This window comes from Caballeronia sp. NK8 (assembly GCF_018408855.1).
Lineage (GTDB): Bacteria > Pseudomonadota > Gammaproteobacteria > Burkholderiales > Burkholderiaceae > Caballeronia.
Genome location: NZ_AP024322.1, coordinates 1,127,192 through 1,140,840, shown reverse-complemented (window position 1 = coordinate 1,140,840; position 13,649 = coordinate 1,127,192). Strand labels below are relative to the sequence as shown.

Below are 13,649 nucleotides of genomic sequence, written 5' to 3'. Positions count from 1 at the left end.
CATCAGGGAGGCCGTCATGTCGCACACCGCACACGGAGAACATTTCGCAAACTTCGCCGAGTTCTATCCCTATTACCTCGATGAACACCGCAACGCGGTCTCGCGCAGGCTGCATTTCATCGGCTCGCTCGGCGTGATCGGCTGCCTCGCGATGGCGATCGCGACCGGCGACTGGCTCTGGCTGCCCGCGGCGGTCGTCTGCGGCTACGGCTTCGCATGGATCGGCCACTTTTTCTTCGAAAAGAACCGCCCCGCGACCTTCCGGCATCCGGTCTACAGCCTGATGGGCGACTGGGTGATGTTCAAGGACATCTGCATCGGCAAGATTTCGCTTTGATGAGCGCGCCCGCGATTCACGCGGGCTGCTGCGGCATCGACGGGCGCGGTGCTTCGCGCATCCGCGCGCTCGTCAGCGCCGATGCCCGCGCGGCGATCAGCGACCCCAGCGTGATTTCCAGCTTCTCGTTGTCCAGCGCATTCATGAGCGCGGCGCAATCCACCTGCGCCGCGTCGAGCTTCAACTGATACTCCAGTTCGCCGCGGTCGATCACGAACTGGTCGGAGAGCATCGTCACCGTGATCTGATTCGGATTGGCGATCAGCACGTAGCGCGGCGCGGCGGAATCCTCCAGCCGGCCGATCCAGCCGAGCGCATCGAGCCGCGCGATCAGCCGCGTCGAGGTATCCAGATCGCAGCGCGCCATGCTCGATAGTTGCAGCGCCGTGTAGCCGGGCTTGCCCTCGTCACGCGCCTCGACGAGCCGCGCCAGGATTTCGAGCGCATCGAGCAGATCGCTGCCGGGAAAATCGCGGCGATGATACTGGCCGGTGCGAATCGCGGGCAGCGCGGACGTGACCATCGCGCCGACGAGCGCGATCATCCAGCACAGATAGACCCACAGCAGGAAGACCGGCAGCGCGGCGAACGCGCCATACACGGCGGTGTAGGTGGGAATGCGCCGCACGTAGGATCCGAAGCCGCGCTTGCCGAGCTCGAACGCGACGGCCGCGATCAACCCGCCGACGATCGCATCGCGCCACTCCACCTTGCAGTTCGGCATGTAGACGTAGATGAACGTGAACGCGAGCCCGGTGAGCGGCAGCGACACGCCCGTCAGCGCCCATTCGACGATCGGCGGCATCAGGTTGTGCGAGCCCGCGAACGCGATCGAATGCGCGAACACATACGAGGAGATCGACAGACTGCAGCCGAACAGGATCGGCCCGAGCGTGATGATCGACCAGTAGACGAGCACGCGCTGCGCGATCGGGCGCGCCTTTCTCACACGCCAGATCACGTTGAACGCGGACTCGACGGTCATCATCGTCATGACGGAAGTCACGAAGAGGATGATCATGCCGACGGTGGTGAGCCCCTTCGCCTTCGACGCGAACTGGTTCAGGTACTTGAAAATCTGGTCGTTGATCTGCGGCGGCATCAGGTGCACCGCGAGAAAATCCTGCAGCGACGCCTGAAAGGAGCCGAAGATCGGGAACGCGGTGAAGAGCGCGAAGGCGACCGTCGCGAGCGGCACGAGCGACAGCACGCTCGTGAACGTGAGGCTGCCCGCCACTTGCGCGACGCGGTCCTCGCCGATGCGCCGCGCGACGAACCCGGCGAGACGCTTGACCGCCGCAAAATCGATGGAAAGGTGCTGCAAACGCATTCTCCCGTCGTGGCGATGCGCTGCACGCGAAGGCGTGCCACGCCACGAATATCGCTCAATACCTATAATAGCCGTTCACTAAAAAAGCCTTATGAACGACATTCTCGTGCTCTACTACAGCCGCCACGGCGCGACCCGCGAGCTTGCGCTCGCGATCGCCCAGGGCGTCGACAGCGTGCCCGGCATGCAGGCGCGCGTGCGCACGGTGCCGCCGGTTTCGACCGTCTGCGAAGCCACCCAGCCCGACATTCCCGCCGACGGCCCGCCCTACGCCGAACTGCGCGACCTCGAGGAATGTGCCGGTCTCGCGCTCGGCTCGCCCACGCGCTTCGGCAACATGGCGGCGCCGCTCAAATACTTCCTCGACGGCACCACGCCGCAGTGGCTCTCCGGAGCTTTGGCGGGCAAGCCCGCCAGCGTCTTCACCTCGACCGGCAGCCTGCACGGGGGCCAGGAAAGCACCCTGCTTTCGATGATGCTGCCGCTTCTGCATCACGGCATGATGATCGTCGGCATCCCGTACACCGAATCGCGGCTCACTTCGACGCAAAGCGGCGGCACGCCCTACGGCGCATCGCATCATGCGCGCGCGGGCGGCGACGAAAACGGCCGCCACGGCATTTCCGCCGACGAGAAAGCGCTCGCCATCGCCCTCGGCGCGCGGCTCGCGCGCACCGCGCTCAATCTCGTGCGCGGCGCGCGCTCCGCATGACCACGCCGATTTCCACTACGCGTCCCAACGCCGTGCTGGCAGTCGGCGCGCTTGCCAGCCTCGCCGCGCTCATCGTCCTTTCGCTCGCCTGGGAGCTGTGGCTCGCGCCGCTGCGCCCCGGCGCGTGGGCGCTCGCGCTGAAGGCGCTGCCGCTCGCGTGCGCGCTGCCCGGTGTCGCGCGCAAGAGCCTCTATACGCTGCAATGGGCGTCGATGCTCGTGCTGCTCTATCTGGCCGAGGGCGTCGTGCGCGGCATGACCGATGCGGGCCTTTCCGCGTCGCTCGCCTGGCTGGAAGCGCTGCTCGCCGTCGCGTTCTTCGTCTGCGCGCTCGCTTACGTCGCGCCGTTCAAGCGTACGGCCCGGTTGAACGCCCGTGCGAAAAAAAGCTAGTCCATTCGCTTTTCTGACGCCTGCGCCGCCGGGACGTGATGCTTTGTAGCACGGAATGGCGCGCACCGCGCGTGCCTATGCCATTCGGACGAGGGTCGCGCGCCGCATGCCTGCGCGATACTGTCGACTACGCCCTACCGGAATTTCCGCTTTTCAGCCCATGACCGCATCCCAAGCCTTTATCGCCGCCTGCACCGAGGTCCTCGGCGCGCCGCACGTCCTGACCGACGCCCACGATACGGAGCCCTATCTCGTCGACTGGCGCAAGCGCTATCGCGGCAACGCGTGCGCCGTGCTGCTGCCCGCCGATACTGCGCAGGTCGCGGCCGTCGTGCGTCTCGCACGTGAATATCGCGTGGCGATCGTGCCGCAGGGTGGCAATACGGGGCTCGCCGGCGGCGCGACGCCCGATTCGAGCGGCGCGCAGGCCGTCATCAGCCTGAAGCGGCTCAACCGGATTCGCGGCATCGATCCGCACAACAACACGATCACCGTCGAAGCCGGCGTCATCCTCGCCGAGATTCAGGCGCGCGCCGAGAGCGCGCAGCGTCTTTTTCCGCTCAGTCTCGCGGCGGAAGGCAGTTGCACGATCGGCGGCAATCTGTCGACGAACGCGGGCGGCACCGGCGTGCTGCGCTACGGCAACACGCGCGAGCTCTGCCTCGGGCTCGAAGTGGTGACGCCGCAAGGGGAAATCTGGGACGGCCTGCGCGGTCTGCGCAAAGACAACACGGGTTACGATCTGCGCGATCTGTTCATCGGCGCGGAAGGCACGCTTGGCATCATCACGGCGGCCGTCATGAAGCTGCATCCCGCGCCGGTCGCGAAAGTCACGGCGCTCGCCGGGCTCGCCTCGCCGCACGCCGCGCTCGATTTCCTTTCGATGGCGCAGCATCACGCGGGCGCGCTACTGACCGGTTTCGAACTGATGTCCGATTTCTCGATGCGCCTGGTCGGCCGGCACTTTCCGCAACTGCGCTATCCGTTCGGCGAGCCGCACGCGCAGACCGTGCTGCTCGAACTCTCGGACAGCGAAAGCGAAGAGCACGCCCGCACCCTCTTCGAGCGGCTGATGGAAGAAGCGCTCGAAAAAGGCGTCGTGGAAGATGCCGTCGTCGCGGAAAATCTCGCGCAATCGCAGGCATTCTGGGACTTGCGCGAACATATTCCGCTCGCGCAGGCGGAAGAAGGCCTGAACATCAAGCATGATATTGCGGTGCCCATTTCGAGCATCGGCCGCTTCATCGATGAAACCGATGCGATCATCGCGAAGGCGGTTCCCGGCGCGCGCATGGTGACGTTCGGCCATCTCGGCGACGGCAATCTGCACTACAACGTGCAGGCGCCCGAGGGCGTCGATCAGAAACGGTTTCTGGACGAGCATCAGGCACCGATCAACGCGCTGGTGTATGACCAGGTGCACGCGCATCGCGGCAGCATCAGCGCCGAGCACGGCCTCGGCCAACTAAAGGTGGATGAAGCCATGCATTACAAATCGCCGGTCGAAGTGCGCCTCATGCAGACTATCAAGGCCGCGCTCGATCCGGACAATCTGATGAATCCCGGCAAGGTCGTGCACTGGGGCGCAACTTCGCCCACGGAGGACATCGCATGAAGATTCGCGTGCTGTCGGACCTGCATCTCGAATGCGACGAGCCGCTGGCGATTCCCTACGCCGAGGCCGATCTCGTCGTGCTGGCGGGTGACATCCACAATCACGCCGAGGGCCTGCGCTGGGCGGCGGAAAACTTCGGCTCCGAAGTGCCGGTCATCTACGTGCCCGGCAATCACGAGTATTACGACGCCGAGTTCGGCGCGATGGAAGCGGCGATGCACGATGCCGCGCGCAGCGTCGACAACGTGCACTATCTGAACAACGCGTCGCTGGTCGATCGACGCGGCGCGTGGCGCGTGCTCGGCACGACGCTGTGGACCGACTTCGCGCTATTCGGCGCGGGCGACGACGAAATCGAGAACGCCAAAGAGGCGTGCACGAAGGTCATGCTCGACTACAAGGGCCTCATTCAACTGTCATGGCCCGAGCCGGACGGCGAACCGCGCGAGTTTGCCCCCGACGATTCGCTCGCCCTGCACCAACAGGCGCGTGCGTGGCTCGAAGCCGAGCTCGCGAAGCCGTTCGCGGGCCAGACGATCGTCGTCACGCATCACGCGCCGATGCGGCAGAGCCTCGCGCCGCGCTACGCGGAAGATCTCGTATCGGCAGGCTTCGTCAATCATCTGCCGACACTCGCGCGCGCGCCCGCGTCGCTATGGATACACGGGCATACGCATACGTCGTTCGATTACGTCGTCGAGGGCACGCGCGTCGTGTGCAATCCGCGCGGTTATTTCGACCGGCGCAGGCAACAGTGGGAGAATCCCGATTTCGCGTGGGACAAGGTCGTCGAGATATGAAGCGAACCGTGTTGGACTTTGCGGAGGAACGCCATGTGTGGCCGAATCAGCCAGTACCGACTGCCGATGCATTACGCGCAACGTCTGCATCTGAAGAATCCGTTCGTGCTCGTGGATGCCGCCGACCGGCGTCCCGGCTATAACCTGTCGCCGGGCACGCATCCGCTCGCCGTCTATCCGGACGAGACCATCCGCGCGGTGCACTGGGGCTATTGCCCGCCGTGGGCCATCCAGAAGAAGCTGCCGCAGACGATCAACGCGCGCGTCGAGACCGCGGCGACCAGCGCGTATTTCAAGCATTTGTGGAAGAAGGCGCGCATTCTAGTGCCGGCCGACGGCTGGTTCGAGTGGCGCATCGAGCCGCGCCCCGGCGATCCCGCGGCGAAGCCCTTCAAGCAGCCGTACTTCATTCAGCGCGCGGACGGCGAGCCGATGTATCTCGCTGCGCTCACCAGCATCCTGCGCGATGAAGACGCCGCCGCGCCCGGCGCCGGCTTCGTCATAGTGACGGCGGCCGCCGACGAAGGCCTGGTCGACGTGCACGACCGCCGCCCGCTCGTCTTCTCACCTGCCGTCGCGCGACGCTGGCTCGATCCGGACGCGTCGCCCGAAGACCTCGCGGCGCTCGTCAAGGCGGACGGCGTGCCGGCGTCTCACTTCGTCTGGCATCGCGTCTCGACCGATGTGAACCGCGCGACCAACGACGAGCCGCGCCTCATCGAGCCGCTCGCGACGGCGCTCTGAAAAATCAGCGATCGTAGTGATCGCGCGGACGGCGCACGCGCGGATCGCGCTCGTCGTCGATGCGTATCGGCACGAGACGCCGCTTCGCGTCGCGCTCCGACTGGCCGCGCATGGCGTTGAAGAAATCCCGAGACGCCGGCACGGCGATCAACGCCAGAAGCGCGGCAAGGGCGATCAGAAGTGGCGTACTCATGTGACTTATCCCGGTAAAAGATGCGTTCGAACCAGACCAGACGGTATCAAGCTGCGGCCGAACCGTGAGTAAGCAAGTGTTGCACCGCGCTTTATTTCGTAACCGGACGCGCACCCGCCTGCTTCAGGCGACGACGAACTCCTTCAACGATTCGGCATCCGCGGCGAGCGTGTCGGGCAGCGCCTCGCGCAGAAACTCGACCCAGGTGCGGATTTTCGCATCGAGATACTGGCGCGACGGATAAAGCGCGTAGACGTGCAGCTCCTGCATGGTGTACTGCGGCAGCACGCGCACCAGCGTGCCCGCGCGCAGGCCCGGCAGCGCGGACGAAGTCGGCAGCACGCCGATGCCCATGCTCTCGCGGATCGCGACCACCATCGCCTCCGCGACGTTCACCGTGAACGTCGACGGCCCGAGGCTCACCGTCTCCTGGCCGTTCGGGCCGTCGAACACCCAGCGGTCGGGCGGGAACACCGGCGTCATCAGATGCAGGCAGGTGTGGCGCACGAGATCGGACAGCACATGCGGCGCGCCGTGCTTCTCGATATACGCCGGCGACGCGCACGCGATGCTGAACACCGTGCCGAGACGCGCCGACACGAGCCCGGAATCCGGCAGCTCGGACGCGAGCACGACCGACACGTCGTAGCCTTCGTCGAGCAGATCCGGCACGCGCTGCGCCAGCGTCAGATCGACCTGCACCGACGAATGGCGCTGCTGATAGCGCGAAATCATCGGCACGATGTAGTGTTGGCCGAAGCTCGTCATCGAATGCACCTTGAGCTTGCCGGACGGGCGCGCGTGCGCGTCGCCGGCCTCGGCCTCGGCCTGATCGACATAGGCGAGGATCTGCTCGCAGCGTTGAAGATACCGCTCGCCTGCTTCGGTGAGCGCGATGCGCCGCGTCGTGCGATTGAGCAAGCGCGCGCGCAGATGCGCTTCGAGATCCGACACGGCGCGCGACGCGTAAGCCGTCGTCGTATTGAGATGCTGCGCGGCCGCGGTGAAGCTGCCCGCTTCAACCACCCGCACAAATACGCGCATGTTCTGGAGCGTGTCCATGGCGCTTTTCCGTCTTCAAGAACTGTTCGTGGCCCGAATTGTTGCACATTCGGCAACAACGATTATCACATCCTCCGTAAAAATGCTTTGCATCCTTACGGGTTATTCGACAATCCCTGCAAAAATATAATGACTTCCTGACATCTAATTCAAATTCGGGAGTGAATCGTGCGAGGGCGAGTGTCCAGAAGCGCTGCGTGTGCCGCGGTTCTTACAGCGATATTAACAATTGCCGGGTGCGCCAGCACCGGCAAGATCGCGCCGCAGGATTCGCTCAACGATGCATCGACGCTCGATGTCGGCAGCGCCATTCGCGCAGCCAACGAAGACGCCCAGTGGCCCGCGCAGGAATGGTGGCGCGAATATCGCGACCCGCAGCTCGACGCCTGGATCGCACGCGCGACCCACGGCAGCCCAACGCTGGCAATGGCGGCGGCGCGCGTGCGCGAAGCGCAGCAACAGGCGGGCGTCGCCCGTTCCGAACTCCTGCCGCACGTCGACGGCGCGATGAGCATCTCGCGCAAGAACTGGCCCAATAACGATTTCTACGGTCCCGGCCCCTACGCCGACACGACCACCTGGGACAACACCGCCGGTCTCACGCTGTCCTACAACCTCGACCTCTGGCATCGCGACGACAACACCGCCGAGCGCGCGCTCGATGTCGCCCACGTGCGCGCCGCCGATGCGCGCGCCGCGCAGCTCGAACTCGAGACGAACATCGTGCGGGCGTACGTCGGTTTCTCGCAGTCGTTCGCGCTGCTCGATATCGCCGAGGACACGCTCGCGCAGCAGGAACGCATCGCGGACCTCGCGCGGCGGCGTCTGCGCGGCGGCCTCGGTACGCAGCTCGAAGTCAGCCAGGCCGAAACGCCGTTGCCTGAATACGAGCGTCAGGTCGATGTCTACAAGGAAGAGATCCAGCTCGCGCGCCATCAGCTCGCCGCGCTCGCGGGCGACGGTCCGGGCGCGGGCGAGGCGCTCACGCGCCCGGCGCTGTCGCTCGCGACGCCGCTGCCCCTGCCCTCCGCGCTGCCGGCCGAACTGGTCGGTCATCGGCCCGATATCGTCGCGGCGCGCTGGATGGTCGCGGCGCAGGCGCGCGGCATCGATGTGGCGAAAGCCGGTTTCTATCCGAACATCAATCTGGCGGCATCGCTCACGCAGGCGTTCGCGGGCGGCGCGCTGCTCAGTTTCCTCACGCGCGACGCATCCGGCTACAGCTTCGGCCCGGCGATCTCGCTGCCGATCTTCGAAGGCGGACGCCTGCGCGCGCAACTCGGCGCGGCATCGGCGCAATACGATCAGGCCGTCGATCACTACAACGCGACGCTCGTCGCGGCGCTCAAGGACATCGCCGATCAGGTCGTGCGCGTGCATTCGCTCGATACGCAGCTCGAAGCGTCCGGCCGCTCGGTCGCGGCCGCGCGCAAGAACTACGACCTCGCGAACCAGGGCTACAAGCGCGGGCTGACCGATTACCTGAACGTGCTCATCGCGCAGACGCAGTTGCTGAAGGCGCAGGACGGACAGGCGCGCGTGCGGGCGCAACGTCTCGCGTCGTATGCGACGCTCACGTCGGCGCTCGGCGGCGGGATCGACGATCCGGCCAACGGCCCGGAACAGAACGCGCTCTCGCCGTCGCAGCACATCGGCCCGTTCAGCAAGACGCGGGACTGAGCATGTCGACGCCCGCTACACTCATCGAACGTCCGTCGCTCAAGCTGGCCTTGCTCGACTGGGCGCGCACCGACGGCCTCGCCTGGATCTACATTTTCAAGGCCGTGCTCGCGGCGCTGCTGGCGCTGTGGATCGCGATGCGCCTCGACATGCAGCAGCCGCGCACCGCGATGACCACCGTGTTCGTCGTGATGCAGCCGCAAAGCGGCATGGTGCTCGCGAAGAGCTTCTATCGCTTCTGCGGGACGATGGTCGGCCTCGTCGTGATGATGGTCTTCATCAGCCTGTTTTCGCAGCAGCCGGTGCTGTTTCTTTCGGCGACGGCGCTGTGGGTCGGCGTCTGCACGGCGGGCGCGGCGCGCAACCGCAACTTCCGCTCGTACGGCTTCGTGCTCGCGGGTTACACGGCCGCGCTGATCGGCATTCCGGCGGCGCAGCATCCGGAGGCCGCGTATCTGTCGGCGCTCACGCGCGTCGGCGAAGTGACGCTCGGCATCGTGTGTTCCGGCGCGGTGAGCGCGCTCATCTTTCCGCAGCACGCGGGCGAACAGATCAGGACGACGGTGCGCCGCCGCTTCACGCAGTTCGTCGATTATGTGTGCCGCGCGCTGTCGGGCAAGATGGAGCGCGCGCAGATCGAGCGGACCAATCTCGCGTTCGTGTCGGATATCGTCGGCTTCGAGGCCGCGCGCAGCGTCGCCGTGTTCGAGAATCCGGAGTCGCGCATGCGCGGCGGACGCCTCGCGCGTCTGAACAGCGAATTCATGAGCGCGTCGACGCGCTTTCACGCGCTGCATCAGTTGATGAACCGGCTGCGCGAGAACGCATCGGCGACGACCATCGCGGCGCTCGAACCGTTTTTTCGCGAAGTGCCGCCGCTCTTTTCCGTATCGGGCGAGCCGGTGCGCAACGCCGCCGACGCCGCGCACGCCGCCGCGCAATTGCACGACTACAAGGCCGCCTTGCCGAAGCGCGTGCGCGCGGCGCGTGCCGCACTCGAAACGAATCCGGACTTCGCGCAACTGGAGTTCGATACCGCGGCGGAACTGCTCTACCGTTTCGTCGACGACATGCTCGCGTATGCGCAGACGTACGCGTCGCTGACTTCGCCGTCGCATGAACGCGAGCGCTGGATCGCGCGTTACGTGCCGAAGACCAACATGTTCGCGGCGGCCATCTCGGGCTTGCGCGGCGCGGTCGTGATGTTCATTCTCTCAGCGTTCTGGATCGAGACCGCGTGGCCGAGCGGCGGCACGATGGTGCTCAACGCGGCGGCCGTGTGCGCGCTCGCGTCGTCGTCGCCGCGCCCGACGCTGATGTCCGCGCAAATGGCGCTCGGCACGATGCTCGCGAGCGTGGTCGGCATGATCGTCGTGTTCGGCGTGTTTCCGCATATCGACGGCTTTGCGATGATGTGCGCCGCGCTCGCGCCCGCGCTGCTGCTCGGCGCGTATCTCAGCACGCGGCGCGCGCTCGCGGGCGTGGGTATCGGCTACTGCATCTTCTTCTGCTTTCTCGCGGGTCCGGACAATCTCGTCCATTACGATCCGACCGGCTACATGAACGATGCGCTCGCACTCGTGCTGTCGATGATCGTCGCGGCGATCGCCTTCGCGGTGCTGCTGCCGACCGATGCGCCGTGGCTGCGCCATCTGCTGCTCGGCGACTTACGGCGCGAAGTGGTAAGCGCGCGCCACGGACGTCTGACCACGCTCACGACGCACTTCGAAAGCCGCACGCGCGACCTGCTCGCGCAGATCAACGCGCTTCCAGCCAGCCGTCCCGGTTCGCAACGCGATGCGCTGCAATGGCTTTTCGCGGTGCTCGAATTCGGCAACGCGGTGATCGATTTGCGGCGCGAGATCGCGGCGCTGCCGGACGCGTCGATGCCGTGGCGCCGCTCGGTCGACGCGACGCTCGATGCGGTCGCGCGGCTCTTCGACCGGCCGAAGCAAACGCGCTTCGACGCTGCCCTGGCCGCGACCGAACGCGCGATCGCCGATACGCAAGCCGTGCTCGCCACGTTCGATGCGCCGCGCGAGGAAAGACATCGGCTGCAGCGCATCGCGAGTCATCTGCACTTCATCCGTACCGCGCTGCTCGATCACGAATCGCCGTTTGCGCAGTTCGCAGCCTCGGCGTCCACGCAACAACACCCGTCAGAAGGAGCGCCCCATGCTGCCGCGTAACGTCGCGATCCTCGAAGCCTATGTGCCGACGATTCTCCTGCTTTTCATCGCCGGCGCGATGATCACGTGGGTCGTCGACCGCGTGCTTTCGCTGACGGGAATCTATCGCGTGGTCTGGCACCCGGCGCTCTTTCGCGCGAGCCTGCTGGTGTGCATTTGCGGCACGCTCGGGCTCATCGCGTATCGATGAGCGCATCACCTTCATACAAGCTGAAAAAGAGTTCCAACATGATTCTCAGGAAAATCATCGGCCTGGTTTTGACGATTGCCATCTTCGGCGCTGCCCTCGTCATCGGGCGCGTGCTGTGGGTGCATTACATGGACGAGCCGTGGACGCGCGATGGCCGCGTGCGCGCGGATGTCGTCAACGTCGCGCCGGACGTGTCGGGCGCGGTCGTGCAACTGCCGGTTCGCGACAACCAGTTCGTCAAGAAAGGCGATCTGCTGATGGAGATCGATCCGTCGCACTACCGGATCGCGGTCGAACAGGCGCAGGCGAACGTCGCGGCGCGCGCGGCCGAGTTGCGCATGCGCCGCGCCGATGCCGTGCGTCGCGCCGATATGGACAGTCAGGTCGTCTCGAAGGAAGCGCGCGAGAACGCGATGCAGACCGCATCGACCGCCGAGGCGCAGTTGCAGCAGGCGCAGGCCGCGCTCGACGCCGCGAAGCTCAATCTCGAACGCACGAAGGTGTTTTCGCCGGTGGATGGCTACGTGACGAACCTGAACGTGTTCCGCGGCGACTACGCGACGACGGGCGCGGCGAAGCTCGCGATCGTCGACAGTCATTCGTTCTGGGTGTACGGCTATTTCGAGGAAACGAAGCTGCCGCATGTGCGTATCGGCGACAAGGCTTCGATTCGACTGATGAGCGGCGGCGAGTTGAAGGGGCATGTGGAGAGCATTTCGCGCGGTATTTACGATCGCGACAATCCGCAAAGCCGCGAACTGCTCGCCGATGTGAACCCGACTTTCAACTGGGTGCGGCTCGCGCAGCGCGTGCCGGTGCGGGTGCAGATCGATCAGGTGCCGGAGGGGGTGCTGCTGAGTGCGGGGACGACGTGTACGGTGGTGATTGCGCCGTCGAGTTGAGTGAGGCTTCGGCCTCTTCCAGGCGAGGGTTTGTCGCCGGATCCCGTTAGCGTGTTGGTTTATAAGCGTTGCCCCTGTGCGGGGCGGCAGTCACTTTCTTTGCTGCTGCAAAGAAAGTAACCAAAGAAAGCAGCTTTCCCCATCCAAAGTACTTCACGCCGGCCGCGGTACAGGCGATCAGTCTGGGCACGGCAGTAGCGAGTGCCCTCAAAGGCCTAACAGGGCGTGGACCGCGCACGGTCTGCCACATCGCGCCACAAAACAAACTGGTTCAGCACGAAATGGCTCCGGCCCGCTTCGCAGCCGATGGGTCCATCGGGTCTGCGTGGGCTTCTGCGTTTCTCTTTTCTCGTTGGTTTCCCTTGCATACCCGACGGCAGCGCGTAGCGCTGTGCCGAAGCTATCTCGTGCTGAACCAGCGCACTAGAAGAACTAGCTAGTCAGACCGTGCGCGGTCCAAGCCCGGTTAGGCCCATGGGGGCACTCGCTACTGAGCCCACGGACAACGAGAAGAACACCCAAATTGCGTGTGACCGCGGGCGTATCGAGCTGCTTTCTTTGGTTACTTTCTTTGCAGCAGCAAAGAAAGTGACTGCCGCCCCGCACAGGGGCAACGCTAATAAACCAACACGAAAACGGGATCCGGCAACCAACCCAACCGCACCCAACCCTAAACGCCACCGAAGCTACTTCAACACCACCTTCACATCGAAATACTTCGCTGCGAAGCGATCAATGCTCCCATCGTCCTTCAGTTCCTTCAGCGCGCGATTGAGCGCTTCCTTCAACGCCTTGTCGTTCTTGCGCACACCGAACCCCACACCCGCGCCGAGCAGTTTGTCATCCGTCACCGCCGGACCCGCGAACGCAAACCCCGCGCCCTGCGGCTGCTTCAGAAAGCCCTTCGACGCCGCCTCGGCATCCTGGAACGCCGCATCCAGACGGCCCGCCGCCAGATCCGCGTAAATCTGATCCTGCGCCTGATACGACGCCACATCGATACCCGCCGGCGCCCACTTCGCCTTCGCGTACGTCTCCTGAATCGAGCCCTGCAACACGCCGACGCGCTTGCCCTTCAGACCATCGACGGTCGGCTGAATGCTGCTGCCCTTCTTCGCGACCAACTGATTGGGAATCGTGTAGATCGGATCGGTGAAATCGATTGCGAGCTTGCGCTTTTCGGTAATCGTCATGTCCGAGTTGATGCCGTCGAACTTGCGCGCCTGCAGCGCGGGAATTAGCCCGTCGAACGAATTCTCGACCCACACGCACTTCATCTTCAGCTTCGCGCACACCGCGTTGCCGATGTCGATATCGAAGCCCATCAGCTCGCCGCCCGGCGACTTCGACTCGAACGGCGCATACGACGCTTCGACGCCGAAGCGCAATGTCTTCATGTCATCGGCGGCTCGCGCGTTGAACGTGGCTACGCTCGTGGCGACGGTCACGCCCAACACCGCGAATACAGCAAGCGTGCGGCTGATCAATTGCGATTTCTTCAAC

14 protein-coding genes are annotated in these 13,649 nt (G+C 65.0%); 10 read left to right on the top strand and 4 right to left on the bottom strand.

Translation table 11 applies throughout. From position 1 onward, the window contains the following. Positions 1–16 precede the first annotated feature (16 nt). On the top strand, positions 17–337 hold the full coding sequence (locus NK8_RS05360) for an Mpo1-like protein (protein WP_213227904.1): 321 nt from the start codon (positions 17–19) through the stop codon (positions 335–337). A gap of 16 nt (positions 338–353) precedes the next feature. Here the strand turns inward: NK8_RS05360 and NK8_RS05355 are convergent, their stop codons facing one another. Beyond that, positions 354–1,667, bottom strand: a complete 1,314-nt coding sequence (locus NK8_RS05355; protein WP_213227902.1) for a YihY family inner membrane protein — start codon at positions 1,665–1,667, stop codon at positions 354–356. A gap of 91 nt (positions 1,668–1,758) precedes the next feature. Here NK8_RS05355 and wrbA point away from each other — a divergent pair, with 91 nt between their 5' ends. From wrbA to NK8_RS05330, 5 genes are all read left to right on the top strand, one after another. Next, entirely contained in the window at positions 1,759–2,379 is a 621-nt protein-coding gene (gene wrbA / locus NK8_RS05350) for an NAD(P)H:quinone oxidoreductase (RefSeq protein WP_061175731.1), read from the top strand. Continuing rightward, positions 2,376–2,771 carry a DUF2069 domain-containing protein gene (locus NK8_RS05345; RefSeq protein ID WP_213227900.1) on the top strand — a complete coding sequence of 132 codons (396 nt, stop codon included), beginning with the start codon at positions 2,376–2,378 and terminating at the stop codon, positions 2,769–2,771. The genes wrbA and NK8_RS05345 overlap by 4 nt, the downstream gene beginning before the upstream one ends. 160 nt (positions 2,772–2,931) lie before the next feature. Beyond that, complete coding sequence (locus NK8_RS05340) at positions 2,932–4,386, top strand: FAD-binding oxidoreductase (protein ID WP_213227898.1); 1,455 nt, start codon at positions 2,932–2,934, stop codon at positions 4,384–4,386. Continuing rightward, positions 4,383–5,186 carry a metallophosphoesterase gene (locus NK8_RS05335; RefSeq protein WP_213227896.1) on the top strand — a complete coding sequence of 268 codons (804 nt, stop codon included), beginning with the start codon at positions 4,383–4,385 and terminating at the stop codon, positions 5,184–5,186. Before NK8_RS05340 ends, NK8_RS05335 begins: the two co-directional genes overlap by 4 nt. A 33-nt stretch (positions 5,187–5,219) precedes the next feature. Next, positions 5,220–5,930: an SOS response-associated peptidase gene (locus tag NK8_RS05330; RefSeq protein WP_162065389.1), complete on the top strand. Its 711-nt coding sequence runs from the start codon at positions 5,220–5,222 to the stop codon at positions 5,928–5,930. Positions 5,931–5,934: 4 nt separating this feature from the next. On the opposite strand, the gene NK8_RS05325 is transcribed toward NK8_RS05330, so the two are convergent. Beyond that, on the bottom strand, positions 5,935–6,123 hold the full coding sequence (locus NK8_RS05325) for a hypothetical protein (protein WP_213227894.1): 189 nt from the start codon (positions 6,121–6,123) through the stop codon (positions 5,935–5,937). 123 nt (positions 6,124–6,246) lie between these two features. Continuing rightward, positions 6,247–7,185 (bottom strand): LysR family transcriptional regulator, encoded by a 939-nt coding sequence (locus tag NK8_RS05320; RefSeq protein WP_061175737.1) that lies wholly within the window; start codon positions 7,183–7,185, stop codon positions 6,247–6,249. 180 nt (positions 7,186–7,365) lie between these two features. Between NK8_RS05320 and NK8_RS05315 the strand changes: the two genes are divergently transcribed. From NK8_RS05315 to NK8_RS05300, 4 genes are read left to right on the top strand one after another with little or no spacing between them, the layout of a single operon-like run. Continuing rightward, positions 7,366–8,865, top strand: a complete 1,500-nt coding sequence (locus NK8_RS05315; protein ID WP_225936210.1) for an efflux transporter outer membrane subunit — start codon at positions 7,366–7,368, stop codon at positions 8,863–8,865. 2 nt (positions 8,866–8,867) lie between these two features. Then, entirely contained in the window at positions 8,868–11,054 is a 2,187-nt protein-coding gene (locus tag NK8_RS05310) for an FUSC family protein (protein WP_213227890.1), read from the top strand. Continuing rightward, positions 11,041–11,244, top strand: a complete 204-nt coding sequence (locus NK8_RS05305; RefSeq protein ID WP_061175740.1) for a DUF1656 domain-containing protein — start codon at positions 11,041–11,043, stop codon at positions 11,242–11,244. The genes NK8_RS05310 and NK8_RS05305 overlap by 14 nt, the downstream gene beginning before the upstream one ends. A 38-nt stretch (positions 11,245–11,282) precedes the next feature. Continuing rightward, on the top strand, positions 11,283–12,146 hold the full coding sequence (locus tag NK8_RS05300) for an HlyD family secretion protein (RefSeq protein ID WP_213227888.1): 864 nt from the start codon (positions 11,283–11,285) through the stop codon (positions 12,144–12,146). 686 nt (positions 12,147–12,832) lie between these two features. On the opposite strand, the gene NK8_RS05295 is transcribed toward NK8_RS05300, so the two are convergent. After that, complete coding sequence (locus NK8_RS05295) at positions 12,833–13,594, bottom strand: ABC transporter substrate-binding protein (RefSeq protein WP_225936241.1); 762 nt, start codon at positions 13,592–13,594, stop codon at positions 12,833–12,835. Positions 13,595–13,649 lie beyond the last annotated feature (55 nt).